Below are 21,759 nucleotides of genomic sequence, written 5' to 3'. Positions count from 1 at the left end.
CACACCGCCGTCCACCTCGCCATGCCGGAGGGGGCATCGGCTGGATGATCTCATGAAGATGCTTGGCATCCTGAGATCCGCCGTCCTACGTGAGGCTCGCGGTACCAGACCCGTCACGCCACCTCGGCATGGATCACCGACCGGACGCGCTCGCCGGACAGTGGGCGTCGATAGCGGAACGTCTCGACGGACACGGCAGCGAAGTCGGCCGACAGCGCCTGTGCGCGCATGTATTCGGCGGCCAGCCAGTGGAATCCCGGGACGCCGGGGGCCGGCTGGACGCTCTCACCGTTCTTCGGGGCGTCGTTGGAGGCGATCAGGACGGCCCGCCCGGAATCCCGGCCCTCGGCCCTGCCCTGCTCAAGCCATGAGCGGACCCGTGACAGGGCGGGCAGCAATCCGTGGGTGGGGTCGTAGAGGTGGCCGAGCACACCGTCCATGTACACCACGGGCCATGAACGGTCGGGAGACCATGTGGTGATATCGGCCCTCAGCGCGTCGACGCCTTTCACCAGCGCCAGTTCCACCGCCTCCTGCATGGCGTCGACGGCGAGGACGCGATATCCCTCGCGGGCGATCTCCGCCTCGATCACGGCGTTCCCGCTTCCCAGGCTGAGGAGGCCGGCCTTCGGTCCGTTGCGACGGAGTGCCTTGAGCAGTCTGCTCCTCATCCACCGGCGGTACTCGGCGCTGTATGTCGAGGGTGTCACCGAGTCTCCGCGGCCCTCGCCTTTCTCCCAGACTTCGAAGAGGTTGGGCCCGCCGTCCTCGCGCCGGAGGTATAAGGAGGCGACGTCGTCAAGCTGAGCGTTCATGAGGATCACCTGCCCTGCGACTGTGGGCTCGATCGACAGAATCGACAGAATCGGCATCGACGGAATCGGCAGATGTGCTGCCCACGATGCGATACGGCATGCGGTGAAATCGGGCCGATGGCGGGCAATCCGAGGAATATGGCCGACACTGGTTGCCGACTGGCTTACGGGGCATTCTTGACGGCAACTTACGGTTGTGGTCAATGCGTAGACGATTCTCTGTACGTGCGCCCCTCGTGTTCCATGCGACATCCGTGCGCCCTTGTGCCCGGTTCGGCGTCATTGCACGCTGAACCGCGACGTCGCTCCAGGGGGTCGCATTGATCTGGCTCACGCTCGGGTACTTCGTCTCCTACATCCCGTACGCCATGCTGGTGAAAGCACTGACGAGTGGCGCGTTACCGGGAGTTCCGGAATCTGTCAATGGCGTCGTTCTGCTCCCCGCGGCCGCCCTCGGTCAACTGGCCGTCATGCCCGTTCTCCTGGGGGTAACGGGCCGCTGGCGTGACGTGCGCACACGACGCGTTCCCGGCCGCCATGTCATTGCCGTGGGCGGACGGGAAACATGGGCGGCGGGCTTCTTCACGGCGCTCATCATCGGCACCACCACGCTAAATTTCACCTTCACCGGCGCCTCGATCCTCCTTATGCTGATCTTGATGCGCGGCGGCGTCCTCGTTCTGTCGCCGGTGATCGACGCTATCCGTCGGAGGCGTATCGCACCGTCCTCGTGGATCGCGCTCTGCTTCAGCCTGCTGGCCATTGTGGTATCCCTCGCCGACGTGAGCGACTATCGCCTCACGATCGCCGCGGGATTGAGCGTCGCCGTATACCTGGCCGGCTACACAGGGCGTTTCGAGATCATGAGCCGGGTCGCCAAGAAGGGGAAGGCAGAGGTCGACCGGCGCTATTTCGCCGAGGAGCACGCCACGTCCGCCGTCGTCCAGGTACTGCTGCTCGCCGTCGCGGCACTGCTCGGGCAACCCGAGTTGCGACAGGGATTCACCGTCTTTCTCGGGTCGACCGAGGCGGCATACGCCGTAGCAATCGGCGTCGCGTACGAAGTCCTGTTCGTTTTCGGCACGTTGATCTACCTCGACCGCAGGGAATACACATGGTGCGTGCCGGCGAACCGGGCCGCCAGCCTGATGTCCGGGCTGGTCGCGTCCTACGGCCTGGTCTGGCTGGTCGCGCTGCCGGCGCCCGGGAGTGGGCAGTTGGTCGCCCTGGCCTGCATCGTGTGTGCCGTGGCGGCGCTGTCCCAGCCCACCATGGCCGTCTGGTGGCGGACACGTCGGCCGAAAACGGAGGCCGGGCTGCTGCTGTTCGTCTGCGGTGGCAACACATGCCGGTCGCCCATGGCGGCGGCCCTCGCGCGGGCGCAGCTCGCGTCGGCGGGTGCGGCGTCCGCGCTACGGGTCTCCAGCGCGGGGCTCACGGTCGCCCGTCACGGTGCACCGATGACCGGCGCCGCCCGTTCCGCGCTCGCCGAGCTCGGGATCCGGCGACGGGAGGCCCGAGCCCACCGTTCGCGCCCGGTGACCGCACAGCTCTGCCACGCCAGCGACGCCATCTACTGCATGACCTCGGCCCAGCGCGACGCCGTGCTGTCCATGGCACCCGGCACCGCCGACCGCACCTTCTGCCTCGACGCGGCCGGTGACATCCCCGATCCGATCGGAAAGCCGGCCGATGCGTACCGCCGCTGCGCGCGCCGTATCCAGACCGCCGTGACCGCTCGGCTGGCCGAGCGCCTCGGACCCGGCTTCCTCGTGACAGGCGGCGGGGTGCCCGATGCCGCCTCCTGACGTTCTGTCGGCGATGACCTCCCGGCACTGCAAGCGCGCCTTCCTGGACCGCGCCGTGCCGCGCGCCCTGCTGGCCGAGGTGCTGCTGGCCGCCGGCCATGCCCCGTCGAGCCGCAACACGCAGCTGTGGCAGGCGACGGTGGTGTCCGGCAGTGCTCTGGAGGCGCTGGTGGCTGCGTTGTGTGCGGCGTTCGACGGGGGAGAGGCGCCGCACCTGGAGTATCCCGGTCGTCCGCCGGAACTCGGCGAGGACGTCGAGCGGCGGGCCCGCGACGCAGGCTCGGGCGTGCTCCGGGCCCGCGGCACGGCCGTCTCGGACGCGAGGGCACGCCGGGCGCTCCTGCGCGACAACCTTCGCTTCTACGGTGCGCCGGTCGCGCTGATCTGCCACCTGCCCAGGACCGCCGTGGCGGGCACGTTCCTGGAGATGGGCTTCTTCCTTCAGAACGTGATGCTCGGCCTGGTCGCCCATGGCCTGGGCAGCTGCCCGCAGGCCAGTGTCGCCGGTTACGCCGACATCCTGCGCAAGGAACTGGGGATCGGTACCGACCGGCTGATCGTCTGCACCCTGGCGGTGGGGTACCCCGACGAGGCCGCCCCGGTCAATCGGTTCGTCCCGCAGCGGGCGGGGCTGGAGGAGTTCACACAGTGGCACGGATGGTGAGCGCGAACGGCTCCGCCGGGCGGCGGGCCCGGCTCGTCGCCGTCGTCACCACACCGGCCGGTCTGAGCACCGCCCGCCTCCAGACCCTCAACGACATCGCCGACGATCTGGAGGTACGCGCCGATCTCGTCGGCGACCCCGATCCGCGGCACCTGCGACGGCACTTCACCGGCTCGCTGACGTACACCCTTCGCACCCGCCGGCAGGGCGGTGCGTTCGAGGGAGAGCCGGCCGAGCGGCGGTCCCGGCTCCTGGGCGCCGCCGCGCAGTACGACCTCGTCGACCTCGAATGGCCCAACGACCTGCAAGGGCCCGACTGTCTGACGTGCCATCAGCTCTCCGCGATCCCCGCACCGCGGCGCCGGATCTCCTGGCAGGGGACGGCCGACGGCGGCGCGGACCTGCCGGCCCGGTTCGCTGCGATGGCCGCCGAACCCGCCGCGCTGTACCTCCTGGCACCGCGTTGTGCCGATCCCGATTCCGCCGCAGCGATGCCCCTGCTGCTCAGCGGGCTCGGCCGGAGCGACGTCACGGCCTTCGCGTCCGGCCCCGAAGGCACCTGGACGCGCATCCTGGCGCCCTGGCTCGGCGCGCCGGTGGCCTTCGGCCTCGCCGGCCCCCCGGGAGCGGACGGGACGCCCGGCGTGGAGCAGCTGAAGTCGGACTACGGCCTGCCCGAACTGCCCGCCCTCCGCGGCCTGTACGGAGCCGCTCGCGGCGCCCCCGGCCGCTCCCTGTTTCCGCGATTGCAGAACGCCGCATTCCGTGAGCTGGGACTGCCCGCGCTCTACCTGCCGTTCCCCATCGCCTCGCTGTCCCGCTTTCTGCGGCGGGTGGCGCCACTGGGCGAGCGGGCCGGACTGCCGCTGCGCGGCCTCACGGTGAGCGCCCCGCACCGGGAGGACGCCCTGGACCTGGCCGACACGACGAGCCCGCTGGCCCGCTCCAGCGGCGCCGTCAACGTCCTCCGCCTGGATGCGGGGCACCGCTACGGCGACGACACCGACAGCGCCGTTGCCCTGCGCGCGCTCGCCCGGTTGGGGATCGATCCGGCAGGCCGTACCGCGGCCGTCATCGGATGCGGTGGCGCGGGCCGGTCCATCGCGGTGGCGCTGCACCGAGCGGGTGCGCAGGTGACCCTGGTCAACCGGGACCCGATCCGCGGCCGGAAGGCTGCCGAGCTGCTCGGCCTCCCGTTCGTACCGCTGGCCGCATTCTCCGCCGGGGGACACTCGGTGCTGGTCCATGCCACGCCGCTGGTGGAGCGGGCCCCGTTCCCCGTCGCGGACGCCGACCCGGACGCGGTGATCCTGGAGCTGGCCTACCGGGGCGACGCGCCCACACCGCTGATGGCCGCCGCCCGCGCCCGTGGCATGCGTACCGTCGACGGCCTGGAGGTCCTGCTCCTGGAGGCGCAGGACCAGTTACGAATCCTGACGGGACGTCAACTCCCGGTCGCATCGGTACGCCCGCTCCTCCCGTCAGGACGCCCGCTCCTCCCGCCGGTACGCCCGCTCCTCCCGTCAACCTGCCCGGACCCTGCAAGTGAGGAGGCACCATGACAACCCAGCCCTCAACCTCCGCCGGATCGAAGGCACCACCCCGGCAGGACGCCCCGGATCCCTCGGTCCTGCTCGGCGAGTGGCTGAATGCCGAACGCGACGCCGCAGGAGGAATTCTGGGGATCAACGTATCCGAGCAGCCCGACGGGACGGTCGTGGTACGGGCCTTCGGGACGGGAGATCCCGAGCCCCGCGACTGGGGCGCGGTCGAGGCCGTCGTGTACACGAAGGAGGACGAGCGATCGGCGGCCTGGGCGTTCCGGGCCGCCTATGACTTCGGGTTCCTGCGCACGGTCCTCGCCGCGTACCACAATTCCGGCGTCCTGGTGATGACCAGCTACAACGTCTTCTCGGACGACAGCGGACGTGCCGACTACTGGACGCGCGAGTTCTTCCACCGGATCAAGGAGCAGCCATGACAGCACACGGCATCAGCCGCGAACGTGAACGGCGTTCGCCGCGCGGGCCGCAACCCGGCCTCGACCTCCGCCCGGTGACCGGCGAATGGGAAGCCTTCGCAGCGCCGACATCCGGCATCGTCCACATCAGCAGCACGGAACACGACGGCCGGCTGCTGATGCACATCACCGAGGCCGACGGCACGGACCTCCGTAAATGGGATGCGTTCCACGCCACGCCAATGGCCGACGAGGTCGATTCCGACGCAGCCGTCGGCTTTCACGGTGAAGCACACCTCGGCGTGGACCTCGGCTCTCGCGAGGCCGTCGTGTGCGGGTATCTCAACCGTGGTGTGCTGGCCATCGATCTCTACGAGACCCGTCCGCAGGATCAGGGGGCGGCGGCCCGTGTGGTGAACCGCCGCTTCCTCCACCGTCCCGTAGGGCCGTCGCACCCATGACGACACCTCTCGGTCCCGCCGTGGAGCCGCACGCCCAGGCAGCCCTCGACGACGCGGCGAAACTGGCCCGCGACATCTTCAGCGGCCGGGCGGACGGGTACGACCGCACGGCCACCTTCCCCGCCGAGGACTTCGACGACCTGTTCTCCGCCGGGCTGCTGGCCGCTGCCGTGCCGCGCGAGCACGGCGGCCTGGGGTTCGGCCCCCAGCAGCGCGACACCTTGCCCCTGTGGGAGATCACCACACTGCTGGCCAAGGCGGACCTGTCACTGGCCCGCTGCTGGGAGGGACACGCCAACTCGCTGGTGCTCATCGACGGCCTGGGAACGCCGGAGCAGAAGCGGCGCTGGTTCGGCGGTGTGGTGGAGCGCGGCGAGAAGTGGGTCGGCTGGAGCGGTGAACCGCAGGCCGCCACACCGGGGGAGACCCGGCGGTTCGGCACCACACTCGTTCCGGTCGAGGGCGGCTGGATCATCCGGGGAACCAAGGCGTTCGCCACGAGCGCCACCGGAGCCCAGCGGGCGATCCTGTTCGTCGACACGGCGGGCCCGGGCGGCGCCCGCCATGCCCAGGGGAGCCACGGCGGGCTGCTGATGCTCGCCTGCGACCTGTCCGATCCGAGCGTGACCGTCGACACCTCGTGGTGGGATCCCGTCGGCATGCGCGCCACGGCGAGCCATGTGGTGCGCTTCGACGACACGTTCGTCCCCCACGACTGCCTCATCGGCGAGCCCGGTGCGTACATCGACGGGCAATGGCAGACCGCGTTCGTCCCGCACTACGCCGCGAGCTTCCTCGGCGCCGCCGAAGCCGCCTACGAGTACGCCGTCGCCTACCTGAAACGCCAGGGCAAGGGCGGCGACGCCTATGTGCGGCAGCGGGTCGGCAGCATGGCGGTCAACGTCGACACCGCACGCCTGTGGCTGCGGCACGTCGCCGGGCTGTGGGACGCCGGCAGCCGGGAGGAGGCCGGTGTCGCCGGTGCCCGGGCCCGCCATGTGATCGAGCATCTGGCCGAACGGACCGTGCAGCACTGCATCCGTGCCTGCGGCGCCCGCTGCCTGGTCCGCCCCAGCCCGGTGGAGCGGATCCTGCGCGACCTGACCTTCTATCAGCGCCACGACAACGACGACCACATCCTGGCCACGATCGGTCGCGCGGTGCTGGGCGAGGGGCACGATCTGTCGTTCCACAAACCCTGAAGCGGCCCGAGAGGAGCGCGCGTCATGACCCACGACTCGCCCCCCAACGCCTTCCCCTTCCACGGCTCGGAGTCCGAGGTACTGTCCGAACTGGCCTGGCTGCGCGAGAACCGGCCGCTTGCGCGTGTCGTGGTCCTCAGCGGCCACGAGATATGGCTGGCCACGCGTTACCAGGACGCGCGGCGCATCCTCGGCGATCCCCGGTTCGGTGTGTCCAGTGAGGCGCATCCCGACTCTCCGCGGCTGAACACGGTGCCCTTCGACGCGGACTTCCCGGTGCTCCGCCAACTCGATCCGCCGGACCACCCACGCATACGCAATGTCCTCGCACCTGCCTTCACGGTCCGCCGGATCGAACGCATACGTCCTCTGGTCCGGCAGGTCGCCGACCGGCTGCTGGACACCATGGCCGAGACCGGCCCGTCGGCCGATCTGGTGTCCGGCTACGCCGACCCGCTCCCGGCGGCCGTCGTGTGCGCATGGCAAAAACTGCCGGAACAGGAAGTGGACCGCATCCGCTCCTGGAACGCCGCGGTGAACGGCGCGTCCTCGGCCGAACACATCAGGGCCGTCCGGCGTCAGATGCTCCACTACGTCTTCGAGCTGATCGCTGTGCGGCGCGCCGCACCCGGCGACGACGTGATCAGCTCACTTGTCGCGGCACGGGACGAACGGGGTGCGGTGAGCGAACGGGAACTGGCCGTGCTGGTCTTCCAGCTCGTGTTCTCGGCACATGTGGCCCTGTCCAGCCTCCTCGCCTCGGCCCTCAGCGACCTGCTGCGCAATCCGGAGCTGTGCGAGCGACTGCGCAGTGACCACACACTGATACCCGTCGCGGTCGAGGAGATGCTGCGTGTCCATACGGTGCTCAAGGACGGTCATCTGCGGGTCGCCAGGGAAGACGTCACCCTGGGTGGGGTCACCATCCGGGCGGGTGAGACCGTCGTCGTCTCGGTCCACTCCGCCAATCGGGACGCCACCGTCTTCCCTGCTCCACACGACGGCGTCGGCTCCGCCCAAAGCCATGAGCACCTCGACCTGGAGCGCGCCCCCAACCCGCACCTGACCTTCGGGCACGGCATCCACCGCTGTGTGGCGGCCCATCTGAACCGCGTGGAACTCCAGACGGGGATCGCGGCCCTGCTCAGCCGATTCCCCTCCCTGCGTCTGGCTACCGCCGAGGAGGAGCAGACGTGGAAGGCCCTCCCGCGGGCCTACGGACTCGCCGCCCTGCCGGTCGTGTGGTGAACACACCGAGTTGCAGCCGTCGGCCCACCCGGTAATCCTGGAGGAATTCTCCAGGATTCTCCGGATCCGAATTCTTGCGGAGCTACGCGCAATTCATGCCCCGGGAGTCTGATGGATACCTCTCGCGTATTCGCAAAGGAACCGCCGGTACAGTACCGGTTGTCCCGCAAAGCGGTCACGGCCGGGGCCGTCGGAAACCTCATAGAATTCTATGACGCAACGCTCTACACCCTGCTCGCCCCCGTCTTCTCACAGCAGTTCTTCCCAGCCGACAGCAAAGCGGCCGCGCTCCTCTACACCTACGGCGCGGTCGTCGGCGTGGCCTTCGTCGTCCGCCCGGTCGCGGCCGCCCTGCTGTCGCCCTACGGGGACCGTTACGGGCGCCGCCGGCTGCTCTCCCTCACCCTGTACATCATGACGGCCGGCCTGCTGCTGATAAGCCTGTCACCGGCCTATGACTCGATCGGCGTACTCGCTCCTATATTCCTCGTCTCGGGCAGAGTGATCCAGAACATATCGAATTCCGGTGAATACCAGGCGGCTTCCGTGTTCATGGTCGAGCACGCACCGCCGGGCCGCCGAGCGAGCGTCGGCAGCGTCCAGTACGTGACCGCCGGACTGGGGATACTGTGCGCGACCCTGGTCTCCGCACTGATCAGCGCGGTCCTGCCGGCGGACGCGCTGGCCGCATGGGGATGGCGGATCCCCTTCCTGCTGGGCGCGGTGCTGTGCCTGTACGGGCTCCGCCTGCGCCGAGCGGTCCCGGAAAGCCGGGTCTTCAGCGCATTGCAGACCGCGGGGAAAGTCGAATCCAGGCCCCTGCGGACCGCGATCCGCGAACACCGCCGGGGCGTTCTGCTCGTGATGGTCGTCCAATTCAGTCAGTCGACGTACTTCGTCTGGCAGGTCTTCCTGCCCACGTACGCACATCTGGTCTGCGGATTCCCGCTGAAGACCGGACTGATGCTGAACGCGGTGTCGCTCGCGGTGTTCGTGGGCGCACTGCCGCTGGTCGGTTCCCTGTCGGACCGGATGACCGGCCGCAAGCCGCTCATCCTGGCCGAGGCGTTCGGCTTCGCTCTGCTCGCCGTTCCCATGCTCTCTCTGCTCCAGGACGCGACCCCGGGCAGATATCTCCTCGTGGCGGTCACCGGAAACCTGCTGCTCGCCCTCACCTACGGCAATGTGTCGGCCCTCTTCAGCGAGCTGTTCCCGACCGGCGTCCGGGCTTCGGGCGTGGGCGTTCCGTACAACGTGGCGACCACGATTTTCGGCGGAAGCGTGCCCATCATCGCCACCTGGTCGATCGCGCACCAGTATGAAATGGCCCTCGGATACTGGATTCTCCTCCTGGAAGCGACCGCCGGGGTGCTGCTCTTCCTGCTCCTTCCGGAAACCCGGGGCAGAACGCTCGACACCGCCTGAATCCGCCTGACACCGCCTGAATCCGCCTGACACCCCCTCCGAGCGAGACCGAGTGAGTCTGCGCCGCACGGAGGCATCCGCGTCGTAGGGTGTCATGCACTCCCGGCAGCCGGATTTGCTGCCGGGTTTGTGCGTCCTGGGCGGAGAGCGATCGTGGGCTATGTACGGCTGCTGCGTCAGGGGCCGGTCCTGCTCCTGTGGGGCGCCCAGATGCTCTCCGTCTTCGGTGACCGCGTCTACGCCATAGCGATCACGTGGATTGCGTGGCGGGAGTACGGCGCGGCGGCCATGGGCCTGGTGGCAGTTGCCGAGTCCGTGCCGTACATCGTTCTGGGCACGGTCGGACGCAGGATCGTGGCCCGCTTCGCCACACTGCGGCGGCTCGCGGTCGTGGACGCCGCCAGAGCCGCGCTGGCCACGGCCCTGCCCCTCGCCTGGGACACCCTCGGCGCCCCCGGGGTTCTGGTCTGCGTGGTCCTGCTGGGCGTCGGCGGAGCCCTGTTCGATCCGAATCTCGGCGCGCTGGTCCCCGAGCTGGTGGACGAAGATGACGTCCAAGCGGTGACCGGGCTGATGGACCTCACCCTCCGCATCGCCCGCGTCGCCGGCCCCGGCGCCGGCGGTCTCCTGTTGCGCCTGGTGCCCAGGCATTCCCTGTTCTGGCTCGACGGCGGCACCTTCGTGGTGTCGGCCGTCGCGCTCCTCGTGCTGTTCGCCCGCGCCACGTTCGGCATGTCTCGCGAGCAGGAGAAGAAGGCCGGAGTCGGGACTCGTCCCCGGGCCAGTGTGCTGCTGCGGACGTGCCCGGACACGGCGGTGGCCATCGGAGTGCACGGTGCCGGGTTCTTCGCCCAGACCGTCTGCATGGCCCTGCCCGCGTTCCTGGCTGCGCGGCTGGACGCGGGAGCCGCCGCGTACGGTGCGGTACTCATGGCGATCGGGACCGGGGCCTTCCTCGCCAACGGATTCGCCGGGAACATGCAACTTCCCGCCAACCTGCCCGCGTTCTGCTGCGGCACCTCGGCAGTCTCCGGCCTGGTGATCGCCGCGATCGCCCTGGCCGACTCGCTGCCGGTCCTCCTCGGCCTCTCCGCCGCCCTGGGCGCGGTGACGGCGTTCCTCCAAGTCGCCCTGGGCACACACCTGTCCTCGTTCCCGCCGCCGGCCCGGCTGCGGCTGATGAGCGTCGATCTCACCGCCGTCCGCACCGCCGGAACCGTCTCGTGGCTGTTCCTCCCCGGCCTCGCCGCCCACGACCCGGTGGGCGCGTTCCGGATCAGCGGCCTCACCCTGTTCGCCGTTGCCGGGGGGAGCGCGGGCATCGTCGTACGGCGGTCGGCCACCCGCGTCCTGGTGGGGCGGCATCACTCCTGACGTTCCGGGCGGCCCTGCGACACCACCTGACAGAGCTTTACTACTCCTGACGAAGCCTCACTACCGCTGACAGAGCCTTGCTACTACTGCGCCAGCCAGAGAGTAATTGCCAAATTCTGTGGAATGGTTCAGGGCGCCCCTGGGCCGCCTGCGGACCGATCCGGGACGGCTGAAAGCCCAGCGGAGGGGCGCTGAACGCGGTCGGGTGCGTCACTGGGTTTCGGCGGGGGGAAATTCCGCTTCCAGTACCTTGAAGAAGGCGGCGATCGGGTTGACCCAGTCGCCGTTCACGTTGCAGACGACCAGGCGCTTGCCGTCTCGGGTGCCCATCACGTATGTCCAGGAGCCGTTGAGTGCGCCGCCGCCGCCGAAGACGGTGACGCCGTTGGGCAGGGTCTGCTCGAAGGTGCCCATGCCGTACCTGGTGTTGGGGATCCAGCCTGCGCCTTCGGTCGAGACGGTGGCCCACATCTCGGCCTGCAGGGCGGGCGAGAAGAGTTCGCCGCTGAGCAGGGCGTTGAAGAAACGGCCGAGGTCGGCGGTGGTGGAGACGAGGCCGCCGGCGGCCCAGCCCAGCGACGGGTCCCATTCGGTCACGTCGTAGACCTTGGCGTCGGGGTCGCCGGCCGGCAGCTTCGTGTAGAGCCGGGGGTGTGGCCCGCTGATGGTGGTCTCGGTGCCGGGAAGGTAGGTGCCCGTCAGGCCGAGCGGGTGGAGGATCAGCCGGGAGAGTTCCTCGGCGAAGTTGCAGCCGCTGGCCCGCTCGATGATCAGGCCGAGGAGCATGTAGTTGGCGTTGGAGTAGCGGAAGGCGGTGCCCGGCGCGAAGTAGGGCGGGTACTTCATGGCGAGCTGTATCAGCTGTTCGGGGGTCCACTTGTCGAAGCGGTGGGTGAGGTAACCGGTGGTGACGTAACGGTCCATCATGTCCGGGTCGTCGAAGGCGTAGTTGACGAGGCCGCTGGTCTGCTGCATCAGGTGCCTGACGGTGATGGCGCTGCCGTCGTTGCCGTTTCCCTGGACCAGGCCGGGCAGCCACTGTTCCACGGTGTCGTCCAGACGCAGCCGGTGTTCGTCCACGAGCTTGAAGGCCACGGTGGCGGTGAACGCCTTGGTGAGGCTGCCGATGGAGAACTGCTCGCCCTGGGTGCGTGCGCGCCCGGTCTCGATGTCGGCCACCCCAGCGGTGCCGAACCAGCTTCGGTCACCGTCGCGGACCTCGGCAACGATGCCGGGCAGGCCCTCGACGACTACCTGCTCAAGAGCGTCCTGGATCTTGTTCATGACGTAGTTCCTCTCGGGTTCGCGGGCGGTGTCGGCCGCGCCGCAATCGACGTTCGGTACATGTTGAAAGCTATGTTGCGTTCGATATTCAATCAAGTCTCACATCGGCGAATTTCCGTGTCTATGCAGGTAGAGAGCGTGCAATCGGTGCAATGGTCTTGATGCTGAAAGCACCACAGTTCCTCGCCTGTTGCAATGAGATGGAGGTGAACGCACACTGATCGACGACGGGATCGAGACAGACCGAGACGGGGAGAACACCGATGCCAGGAGGCAGGCTCAGCCACCAGGAACGCCGGACCATTGCGGAGGGACTGGCCGAAGGGCTCGCCTACGGCGAGATCGCCAGGGGCCTGGACCGGCCGACCTCGACCGTCACCAGGGAGGTCAACCGCAACGGCGGACCCGCCGGCTACCGGGCGGACCAGGCGCACCGGGCCACCGAGCGGCGCGCCCGCCGCCGCAAAACTGCCATGAACCAGACGCCGCCGGCCGAAACCGACGCCCACGGACGCGACCGGCAGGCGGTGCGCGGCTTCGAGGAACAGTTCACCGCACTGCTCGTCCAGACGGGACTGCCGAAGACGGCGGCCAGAGTGCTGGGCTGCCTGTACGCCGCTGACACCGGCAGCCGCACCGCGGCAGAACTGGTAGAGCGCCTCCGGGTCAGCCCCGCAACGATCTCCCTGGCCGTGCACTACCTGGAAGAGCAGGAACTCATCCGGCGCGAACGCGACCCCGGAAAGCGCCACCAACGCTACGTCATCGACGACGACGTCTGGTTCCGGGCCATGCTCGCCAGCGCGAGCGTCAACGCGCTGCTTGCCGAGGCCGCCCACCAGGGCGCCCGGACACTCGGCGCCACCACACCCGCCGGTATGCGACTCACCGGCATGGGCCGGTTCCTCACCCATGTCGGCCAAGACCTGGTCACGTCGGCCGAGCGCTGGCGAGAGGCATGCTCGTCCGGGCCGGCCTCTGGAACCGCAAACCACCCCCAGCAGGCGCAGGACCGGCGCCCCGGCTGATCGGTCTACGACTCTCCAGCACGGCCCGGCCTCAGCGTCCTGCGGGGCAATCCGGTCGTCGGCACGGCCCAGTACCACCACGGCGATCCACTACGAGGTGTTCGGCCCCCGCGGTCGAGGAGATCGCCACGCAGGGTACGCATGAACGGCAGGGGCCGCAGAGGTAGGCGGTGGTGCCCTCGGGCAGGGGCAGCCCGCCGAGCAGATGCTCGTTGACGATCTTGTACTGGTCCGAGGTGACACCGAGCGAGGCATGCTTGTGCGCGATCCGGGCGAGCAGGGCGTCGGGGCGGGTGTCGGGCCCGCCGAATGGCTACGTGGTGTACGTGCAGCCCTGCTCGCCGTAATACCACTCGTACTGGCTCATCACCCACGGGTCGGCCCTGATCGTGAAGGTGTTGCGCGGGGCGGGACAGTGGAACGTTGTGGTGACGATGTCACGGCCCGGAGGGGAGCCCGGCGACGCGGCAGTAGCGGAGGCGATGCCGGTGGCTCCGGCGGTGAACAGTGCGGTGAACAGTGCGGCGATGAACGCTATCGCGATGATCTTCTTCATCATGTCTCCCAGTTCCATCCTGTGCGGGAACTGTCTCTGAGGACGATACACACAACCGCCCAATTCGGGACAAGAGAAAAATTCGCCCGATATCCGGGAGGGTGTGTACGCCCCGTCGCTGCCGAGTCCCCATGGGTCGTCGATGATTTCGCGGTAGGTCATCTCCGGCGCCGCTTTCATGCCCACTTCCATCGCTTCGGATTTCGAAGCATTACCATGGTTCGGTATGCGAAGCGCAAGCGATTCCGGAGCGGCCGAGCGTGCACCGAGGCCGGGCCGACCCGTGCGTGGGTCGAGCACCGGCCGACCGATGATGGCCGCGCTGGACCTGCTGGGCCGCCGGTGGACGCTGCGTGTGATCTGGGAGCTGCAACAGGAACCAGCCGGTTTTCGCGAGCTGCGCCGACGGGCGGACGCGATGTCCTCCAGCGTGCTGACCGATCGGCTGCGCGAGCTGACCGACGTGGGAATCGTGACCACCGACGCCGACGGCGTCTATCGCCTCACCGAGCTGGGAAACGCACTTCGCCCCTCGCTCGAGCCCCTGCGGGATTGGGCGGATCGGTGGTCGGCCGAGCTGTCCGCCCAGCGAGGAGACGACGGCTGAGGCCGAACTCGCGGAAGTGCGCGACATACTTGGCAGTGCAGTGCAGTGCATTGCCGTGCCGTGCCGTGCCGTGCCGTGCAGCGCAGTGCAGTGCATAGCCGTCCCGTGCCGTGTTCCGCGTTGCCGAGGTGCGGTCAGTGGCGCGTCGGAGTGATCCAATCGCGCCATTGACCGGCGAGGACGATGTCGGTCAGCCTGCGGTAGCCACCGCTGCCCGGGTGCGCGCCGTCACCGGCCAGCGCTTCCCGGCGCCAGGTGGGGTCATTGGCCAGTTCCAGAGTGGTCGCGATGAACGGGACATGGCGTGTCCGGCAGAGGGCGGTCATCTCGTCGGCGAGCTTCACAGTGCGCCGCAGGTGGGCGTCGCCCGCGTCGATGACCGGCGGAGGGCCGACAACCAGAGGGGCAACGGCCTGCCGTCCGCACTCGTCAAGGATCGAGGTCAGATTCTCCAGCGAGCGCCCCAGCTCGACCCGTACCGCGCCGTTCTCCTCAAGGGTGTCGTTGCTGCCGAAGGAAACGACGAGCCGGTTGTCCGCGCCGACCAGGCGGGGCAGGACTTCCTGCCAGCAGCGACGCCGAATGTCTTCGGAGGTGTTGCGCCTGATGCCCAGGTTGAAGGCGGTGATGTCCCCGCCAGTGGCTTCCAGCGCCCGGCCGACCCACCCCCGGTGTTCCGGGTCGCCGACTCCCTGGACGAAGGAATCCCCGAGGAAGCAGATACGTATGTCCCTGATCACGCGGGCGACTCTAGCGGCCGGTCCGATAGCCGCACACCGAATTCCATGGCCGTACACCAGGGTTCAGCTGATGGCCCGAGGGTGCGCAAGGGCGGGCTCGTCCTTGGGATGCGGGACGACGCAGGTCGTTCTTGGGGAAGGTGTGCGGTCGGCTCTCCGGAATGCGTGGGGCGCTCGTCCCCTCACCTGACCCACAGCCTGCTCGGGCATCGAGGTGAGTGCCTGCATAGCCGGTCGGTCCAACTTGTGCTGTGTCCGTATGGGTTTGACGGGGTGTTCAGGTTGGTCTCCCAGCCGCTGCACGGTCACGCCAGGCCGAACCACGGCAGGCACTCCGGCAGCCCCGTCATCTTCACCGGGAACAGTTGGTGTTGTCGCCACTGTTCGGCAGTGAGACGGAGCCTGCGCAGCACGGCGGGCTTGGCGCGTACGGCATGGTGTTCGATGCCGTCCTCGTGGTAGCCGAGCTTGCGCGAAACCTCCAGTGAGGCTGCGTTGTCTGCGTATGCCCCGGAAACAGCGTGCTGTGCACCGAGTCCGGCGAAGGCCAGGTGGAGGACAGCCGCGCGCATCTCAGTTCCCAGGCCCTGGCGGTGATAGGCCCGGCCCAGCCAGGAGCCGGTGCCTACTTCACGACGGACCGAAAAATCCCGGGCACTGATGCCCTGCGTACCCACGACAGTGCCGTCTCTCACCACCGCCAGGTTCAGCTCCCAGTTCTCCGGCTGCCACTCGCCCCAGCAGCGCCAGTGGTATTGCAGGACACTCCGAGCACGCTGCTCGGGTGCGACGTCGGTCCATGCCACGGTGAACGGCTGCACCGCCGGGTTGTGCACACCATCGGCGGCCAGCGAAGCCAACGCGGCGAGATCATCCAGGTTCGGCAGCCGTAGCTCCAGCCGCGGTGTGGTCAACCGCAGGCCCGCAAGCGGCCAGTGGGTCAGCAGGGTCATGAACAGGGATTCTTAATGCCCCCAGCCATCGTGACCACTGGATTTTCGAGGGGAGGGGTGATGCGCCTGTCCCAGCCGGTCGCCTCAGACCTCCGGGACGTCCCGCGGGGCCGGGGGTGGGCTGATCGGTCGGATGGCAATCAGGGTGAGCCCAGGACGGGCCCGAGGCATACATCTTCGAGGTCTCATAGTTGTAGAACCAGGTTTCGCCCGGTTCGAAGCTACGGATCACCGGGTGCCGGGTGCCGGGTGCCGGGTGCCGGGTGCCGGGTGCCGGGGCTCGGTGGGAGGGTCTCGCAAAGAGGGAACTGCCTGGTGGCGGCCGCGTACGCACCGCATATGCACCGGCTGTGTCGGCGGATCGTCAATCCGCCTTGGATACAGGCAGGTTGACGCGCCGACGCCGCCGGGCCACCGCGCCCCGGATGACCTCGTAGCCGCCCGCGACGGCGAGCAGGCCGAGGGCGGCGCAGATCGCCCAGTCGCCATACCGGTCATACAGGCTCCGGCCGCCCGCCAGCGGCACGGTGTACATCCGCGCCGTGCTCGCCGTCGTCCCCAGCCGTGGTCCGACCTGATGGCCGTCGGCGTCGTACACCGCGCTGATGCCGGTCAGCGTGGCGTCCACCACCGGTCGTCCCGACTCTGCCGCCCGCACTGCCGCCAGCGATGTCTGCTGGGCCGGCGCCCAGCTGCCCTGGAACGTCGAGACGGACTCCTGCACCACCAGCACCTGCGCGCCGCGTACGGCGAGGTGGCGGCTCATGTCGGGGAATGCGGTCTCGAAGGAGATCATCGGTCCGATCCGGAACGAGCCGACATTCATGATCACTTGGTGGGTGCCGCGTCGCCGGTTGGCCCTCGCGGCTCTGCCGACCTTCGTGGCCCACCCCAGCACCGAGCGGAAGGGGATGTACTCGCCGAAGGGCACCAGCCGCATCTTGTCGTACCGATCACCAGTCGGCCCGTGCGGCCCCACCAGCACCGATGCCTTGTAGATGCCGCGCTTGTCCGCGCGCTGCGCGTCCACGTTCACCAGGATGTCGGCCCCGACCTGCCGGGACAGGCCGGCGAGCCGGGCGGCCTGCCCGGGGTGTGCCGACAGGTCGAAGCCGACGCTGCTCTCGCCCCATACCACCAGGTCGGGACGGTGGCCGACGAGCCGCCGGGTCAGTCGCACCCCCCGGTCGAACCGGGCCAGCGGCCCGCCGATCACCCCGGGCTGCACGATCGCGATACGTACGCTGCCCGTGTGCGGCGGCAGCGGCACCCAGAGCCAGACCCCGGCCACCAGCACGGCCACGGCCAGCAGGGCGGCCAGCGCCACCGTGCGGGCCCTGGGCAGCGCGATCAGCGCCGCGAGGGCGGTGTTGACCGCGACCAGCAGACAGCTCACCAGCCACACCCCGCCGACCGAGGCGAGCCGCAGGGCGGGCGGGACCTGCCACTGGCTCGCCCCCAGCAGTCCCCATGGACCGCCCAGGTACTGCCAGGAGCGGACGACCTCCCCCAGCAGCCAGGCCGCAGGCAGCAGCAGCACTCCGGCCGCGGCCCTGCCGGGACCGGGTGTGCCACCCAGCAACCGCCGTACCAGCCAGCCGAACGGGATCCACGCCAGCCCGAGCAGGGCGCCGATCGGCAGGACGAAGACGGTGAGGTTGGGGATCAGCCACTGCTGGACGGCGATCACGCATCCGGTGCCGCCGAGCCAGCCGTCCAGCACCGCCCGGCGGGGCGTCGGCGCCGTGCGGATGAGCAGGACCAGCGGGACAAGCGCCACATACGCCAGCCACCACAGCGACGGCTGCGGGAAGACGAGCACCGCCAAGCCACCTGAGGCGAGCGCCGCCGCCCCGCGCCACCACGGTGAGCGCAGCGACGGTGCGCACCGGTCGACCGCCACCCGCATGCCATGCCTCCTCGTCGCGGCATGACTCCAGTGTCCGTGACCGGCCGCCCCCTGCACAGCGGGCACTCCGGATGTCCGCCCAGGTCAGCCCATTGGACCCGGGAGGCCGACGACGCGGCGGCGGTTTCTCTGAACCCAGCGGTCGGGTCGGGCAATCGTTCAGATCGTCGAGGCAGTACCACGGTTCCACAGCGGCTTCCCCCGGTCCCTCAAGCGTCCCACTTCCACGTCGCATGCTGCCCGTTGGAGTCTTTCAGATCCACCCTTTGCGCGAGCATGGGGTCATGCAGGCTCGCGGAGGTTCACGGAGGTTCACGGAAGGGGGCTGATCTGAACTTCCCCTGGGGGAGTGATGTTGTTCTCGTGCGAGAACCGGCCCGATGCCGGTGGACGCGTTATGGGGCGGGCCGGGACGGGGCGGAACCGGACTGCGGTCCGTAAGCGGTCAGGAAGCGGTTGCGGAAGGTGTCCATGCGCCAGACCGGTGCCTTCGGGCCGGGCATGAGGCCGGGCGTCCAGTGCCAGCCGGAAATGCGCTTCAGCACTGCCGGGTCGTGGGCGACGAGCGTGACCGGGACGTCACGGCTCGCGTGCTCGCCGGAGACCTTCGCGAGGGGCTGGTGGTCGCCGAGGAAGACCAGGACGGTGTTCTTGGTGCCGTACTTCTTCAGGTACGAGATGAGGCTGTGCAGCGAGTACTGGATGGACCTGCCGTATTCGGTGCGTATGCGGGCGGTGTCCTTCCAGACGTCCACGGGCTTTTTCCCTGCCTTGTTGATGGCGTTGTAGACCGAGCCGTCACCGATCTTGTCCCAGCCGACCATCTTGGGGAGGGGCGCCCAGGGGTTGTGGCTGGAGGTGAGGATGACGAACGACATCAGCGGCTTTGAGTCTGGTGGGTTGGCTCGCTGCCCGGTCTGCTCCTCGGCGCGGTGGTTCCTGCCGTGTTCCAGGCGCTCGAAGGCCGACAAGGCGTATTGGTCGGGCATCGTCGACCAGCTGAATTTCGGGCCTTTGTAGCCGAGTTCACGGGAGTTGTAGACGCGGTCGAGGCCGTAGAAGGACCCCTCCGGCCAGCCCTTGGTGACGCCGGGCATGATGCCGACCGTGCGCCAGGCGCCGGTGCGTTCGAAGGCGCCGGTGAGGGTCAGGTGGTCGCCGGCGGTGAGGGTGCGGTAGCGCTGTTGGTTGTCGATCCACAGGCCCGACATGAACGTGGAATGGCCCAGCCAGCTGCTCCCGCCATACGTCGACGAGGTGAGCCAGCCGCTCCGTGCGGCGTACCCGGCCGCGCGCAGCTGTGTGGTTCCGTCCGCGAGGGCCGCGTCGACCCCCGGTGCCATCAACGGGTCCTCGATGGCGCTGCGCCCGTAACTCTCTATGAACGTGAAGATGACGTCCTTGCCGCGCAGTCCGGTCAGCAACCGGTTGCCCGGGGTGTCGCGGAACGTGTCGGCGGCGGCCACTTTCGCGAACGCCTGCTCGTCCGCCAGGCTCGCCCGCACTTGCTGCGCACGGTTCTGTACGAGCCCGGCCGCGCTCTCCGCGGCCACCGGCACGCCGGTCGTCGCCTGTACGCCGAGTGCTGTGCAGGCGGTCCAGACGGTCCCGAGCACCAGGACGGCACGGGTAGCGGCGGCGCCGTGCCGCGCCATGAGATTGCCGAGCCGGACGACCGCCAGCGTCATGAGGATGAGCAGGGCGAGGGCGAGGGCCAGGGCTCCGATCGCGACACCGGTCGCCTTCGTCGGGCCGATCGAGTCCTGGAGGAACGATTCGCCATCGTCGAGCAGTATCCAGTCGTACACCGGATTGAACCCTCGGCCGAGCGCCTCGTTGAAGCCGATGTCGAGGAGGTTCAGCACGGTCAGCACGCCGAGACCGGCCCCTGCGACAGCAGCAGCCGCCCGCCTCGCCTTCGGTGGAAGGACGAGCAACAGGGCGGCGCCGAAGATGCCCTCCACCGGGATACGTGCGAACTGACCAGGCGTCAGGAGCGTGAGCTGATTCGGCAGGAGGAGGGCGAGGAGGACGAGGAGGGCGGAGAGGGCCGTGGTGGCGTGGGCGAGCGTCCGCACGGTGGCCGGGTGACGGTCGCGCCAGGTGCCGCCGGCAGCGGTGTCGTCACCCGCGGAGGTGTCGTTCGTGGGGATGTCACCCGCGGCGGCGTCGTCCGGGATCCGCTCCGGAGCCGGCCGCTTCGGCCGCTTCGGCCGGCGAGGAAAGCGCGTGGAGAGTGACAACGCGAAGGTCCTTCCGTGCGGGGCCCGGTGGTGGCACGGCAGACCAGACCTGCGAGAACCGGAGCCGCCGCCCTTCTCTGTACGGCTCTATACGTCCGGGCGGCGGATTCCGTTCAATCGCGGAGGATCTTGCAGGTCATCTCGTAGGTCATCTCGCAGGGCGTCCCCTGGTGGGCCCCAAAGGAAGCCCGGGGCAGTCAGCGGGGTGAGTTTGCGGGCACGGCGTCGGCCGTGCCCTCCCGCGCCCGCGCCAACGCGGCCGCGTCCTTCTTGAACGCCCAGGACATTTTCGGCTCCATCACGTACCGGAACACCCGCCGCACCGGACTCGTGCACAGCAGCGTGATCAGCGTGACGGCCAGCACCGTCACCGCGATCTCGCCGACCGGCGTGCGCACCCAGGGGAAGGCGTCGTACCAGCCGAACCAGCGCGACATCTTGATCACGAACCCGTGCAGCAGATAGCCGTACAGCGTGCCGGCGCCCAGCTTCGTGAACCATGTCTGCCGCCGCGGCACCAGGGCCAGGAAGCACACGGTGAGCACCATGGCGCAGCCGAACAGCGCGAGTTCCATGACCGGGGAGACCCACGCCGGCATGCCGAAGTTCTGTACGGGGTCGTTTTGCCGGAACCATGAGACGTCCATGTGCGCCGCCGCCCAGTATGCGAAGACAACGGCGCCCAGCATGACCGGCGCTGCCGCGATGCGGATCGCGCGCCGCCGCAGCAGGTCGAAGTGGGCCGGCGTCAGGTGCAGTCCGATGACAAAGTACGGCAGGAACTGCAGAACGCGCCTGATGGCGAAGTCGTTGCCGATGTCGGGTGAGGTCGCCGCGAGCACCGCGATCACCAGGGCCAGCGGGACGGGCCACCGTACGAGCTTCCAGATCGGGGTGGTCAGCCGCCAGACGAAGAGGGCTGCCAGGAACCAGTCCAGGTAGTACGGGTTGGTGAGGCTGATCGGCTCGTTCGGATCGTCCTGCAACCAGCGCTGGAAGAAGGTGTAGAGGATCTCGAACACCAGGTACGGCACGGCGACACTGGTGATGAGCCGCTTGAGCTTGGCCGGGCTGAAATCGAACCCGCGGGAGAAATAGCCGGATATGAGAATGAACGCGGGGATGTGGAAGGTGTAGACGGTCATGTAGAGCGCCATCGCCGCCCGGCCGCCGTGGGTCAGCGGCTCCCACGTATGCCCCATGGCGACGAGGACGACCGCCAGGTACTTCGCGTTGTCGAAGAACGCGTCTCTCCCGCCGGATGGGGGATCGAGGCGTGGGGCGGGAGCCTGCTGCCCATTGGGCGCCGGGTCCACAGTACGTAGCAGGGGTATGGCCGCGCGGAACATTTGAGGCACCCTAGCCTCGCGGTGGTCATGGGTAAAACTTTCTGCCGAGTTCTGGGCAGAGTGCTGTCGGCCGGGTCGGCGTCAACCCCGGCGGGAGAGCCTTGACCTGTTCCCGATGTCGCATCATATGGAG

General features: G+C 68.8%; 19 protein-coding genes and 1 pseudogene. 11 read left to right on the top strand and 9 right to left on the bottom strand.

The features are described 5' to 3' along the window. Positions 1-113: 113 nt before the first annotated feature. Positions 114-815, bottom strand: coding sequence for a class I SAM-dependent methyltransferase (locus SNA_RS21560; RefSeq protein WP_030065342.1), 702 nt, complete (start codon positions 813-815; stop codon positions 114-116). A 320-nt stretch (positions 816-1,135) separates the two neighbouring features. Here SNA_RS21560 and SNA_RS40230 point away from each other — a divergent pair, with 320 nt between their 5' ends. The 9 genes from SNA_RS40230 (at position 1,136) to SNA_RS21510 (ending at position 10,957) form a co-directional block, all read left to right on the top strand. Further along, positions 1,136-2,623, top strand: coding sequence for an arsenate reductase/protein-tyrosine-phosphatase family protein (locus SNA_RS40230; RefSeq protein ID WP_051877218.1), 1,488 nt, complete (start codon positions 1,136-1,138; stop codon positions 2,621-2,623). Further along, positions 2,610-3,287, top strand: a complete 678-nt coding sequence (locus tag SNA_RS21545; RefSeq protein ID WP_044366257.1) for a nitroreductase — start codon at positions 2,610-2,612, stop codon at positions 3,285-3,287. Before SNA_RS40230 ends, SNA_RS21545 begins: the two co-directional genes overlap by 14 nt. After that, positions 3,281-4,849 (top strand): type I 3-dehydroquinate dehydratase, encoded by a 1,569-nt coding sequence (locus tag SNA_RS21540; protein ID WP_157880037.1) that lies wholly within the window; start codon positions 3,281-3,283, stop codon positions 4,847-4,849. Before SNA_RS21545 ends, SNA_RS21540 begins: the two co-directional genes overlap by 7 nt. Beyond that, on the top strand, positions 4,846-5,268 hold the full coding sequence (locus SNA_RS21535) for a hypothetical protein (protein ID WP_030065345.1): 423 nt from the start codon (positions 4,846-4,848) through the stop codon (positions 5,266-5,268). The genes SNA_RS21540 and SNA_RS21535 overlap by 4 nt, the downstream gene beginning before the upstream one ends. Next, positions 5,265-5,708: a hypothetical protein gene (locus SNA_RS21530; protein WP_030065346.1), complete on the top strand. Its 444-nt coding sequence runs from the start codon at positions 5,265-5,267 to the stop codon at positions 5,706-5,708. Before SNA_RS21535 ends, SNA_RS21530 begins: the two co-directional genes overlap by 4 nt. Continuing rightward, positions 5,705-6,910 (top strand): acyl-CoA dehydrogenase family protein, encoded by a 1,206-nt coding sequence (locus SNA_RS21525; RefSeq protein WP_044366254.1) that lies wholly within the window; start codon positions 5,705-5,707, stop codon positions 6,908-6,910. The genes SNA_RS21530 and SNA_RS21525 overlap by 4 nt, the downstream gene beginning before the upstream one ends. A gap of 24 nt (positions 6,911-6,934) precedes the next feature. Further along, positions 6,935-8,158, top strand: coding sequence for a cytochrome P450 (locus SNA_RS21520; RefSeq protein WP_030065347.1), 1,224 nt, complete (start codon positions 6,935-6,937; stop codon positions 8,156-8,158). 159 nt (positions 8,159-8,317) lie between these two features. Further along, a complete protein-coding gene (locus SNA_RS21515) occupies positions 8,318-9,583 on the top strand; it encodes an MFS transporter (RefSeq protein ID WP_051877220.1) in 1,266 nt (421 codons plus the stop codon). A 153-nt stretch (positions 9,584-9,736) separates the two neighbouring features. After that, complete coding sequence (locus SNA_RS21510; protein ID WP_051877221.1) at positions 9,737-10,957, top strand: MFS transporter; 1,221 nt, start codon at positions 9,737-9,739, stop codon at positions 10,955-10,957. A gap of 210 nt (positions 10,958-11,167) precedes the next feature. Here the strand turns inward: SNA_RS21510 and SNA_RS21505 are convergent, their stop codons facing one another. After that, positions 11,168-12,241, bottom strand: coding sequence for a serine hydrolase domain-containing protein (locus tag SNA_RS21505; protein WP_044366250.1), 1,074 nt, complete (start codon positions 12,239-12,241; stop codon positions 11,168-11,170). A gap of 263 nt (positions 12,242-12,504) precedes the next feature. Here SNA_RS21505 and SNA_RS21500 point away from each other — a divergent pair, with 263 nt between their 5' ends. Continuing rightward, positions 12,505-13,269, top strand: coding sequence for a GbsR/MarR family transcriptional regulator (locus SNA_RS21500; protein ID WP_044366248.1), 765 nt, complete (start codon positions 12,505-12,507; stop codon positions 13,267-13,269). A gap of 313 nt (positions 13,270-13,582) precedes the next feature. On the opposite strand, the gene SNA_RS42630 is transcribed toward SNA_RS21500, so the two are convergent. After that, the gene (locus tag SNA_RS42630; protein ID WP_198535108.1) at positions 13,583-14,125 is read right to left on the bottom strand and encodes a hypothetical protein; all 543 of its coding nucleotides are present in this window, start codon (positions 14,123-14,125) and stop codon (positions 13,583-13,585) included. A gap of 10 nt (positions 14,126-14,135) precedes the next feature. Here SNA_RS42630 and SNA_RS21490 point away from each other — a divergent pair, with 10 nt between their 5' ends. Further along, positions 14,136-14,432 (top strand): winged helix-turn-helix transcriptional regulator, encoded by a 297-nt coding sequence (locus SNA_RS21490; protein ID WP_044366246.1) that lies wholly within the window; start codon positions 14,136-14,138, stop codon positions 14,430-14,432. Positions 14,433-14,566: 134 nt separating this feature from the next. On the opposite strand, the gene SNA_RS21485 is transcribed toward SNA_RS21490, so the two are convergent. From SNA_RS21485 to SNA_RS21465, 6 genes and pseudogenes are all read right to left on the bottom strand, one after another. Continuing rightward, a complete protein-coding gene (locus SNA_RS21485) occupies positions 14,567-15,172 on the bottom strand; it encodes a GDSL-type esterase/lipase family protein (RefSeq protein ID WP_030065357.1) in 606 nt (201 codons plus the stop codon). 305 nt (positions 15,173-15,477) lie between these two features. Further along, positions 15,478-16,125 (bottom strand): GNAT family N-acetyltransferase, encoded by a 648-nt coding sequence (locus SNA_RS21480; protein ID WP_078970079.1) that lies wholly within the window; start codon positions 16,123-16,125, stop codon positions 15,478-15,480. A 97-nt stretch (positions 16,126-16,222) separates the two neighbouring features. Beyond that, positions 16,223-16,369 (bottom strand): annotated as a pseudogene (locus tag SNA_RS45440) (UBP-type zinc finger domain-containing protein); the annotation flags it as partial. Between the two features lie 120 nt (positions 16,370-16,489). Next, positions 16,490-18,034 (bottom strand): apolipoprotein N-acyltransferase, encoded by a 1,545-nt coding sequence (gene lnt / locus SNA_RS21475; RefSeq protein ID WP_044366244.1) that lies wholly within the window; start codon positions 18,032-18,034, stop codon positions 16,490-16,492. 395 nt (positions 18,035-18,429) lie between these two features. Next, positions 18,430-20,277, bottom strand: a complete 1,848-nt coding sequence (locus SNA_RS21470) for an alkaline phosphatase family protein (RefSeq protein WP_044366242.1) — start codon at positions 20,275-20,277, stop codon at positions 18,430-18,432. A gap of 197 nt (positions 20,278-20,474) precedes the next feature. Then, positions 20,475-21,626, bottom strand: a complete 1,152-nt coding sequence (locus tag SNA_RS21465; protein ID WP_051877224.1) for an acyltransferase family protein — start codon at positions 21,624-21,626, stop codon at positions 20,475-20,477. Positions 21,627-21,759: the final 133 nt, after the last annotated feature.

The organism is Streptomyces natalensis ATCC 27448 (genome assembly GCF_000935125.1).
Lineage (GTDB): Bacteria > Actinomycetota > Actinomycetes > Streptomycetales > Streptomycetaceae > Streptomyces > Streptomyces natalensis.
Note: the sequence above shows the minus strand (reverse complement) of the source record. Positions and strands in the feature narration are given on the sequence as shown.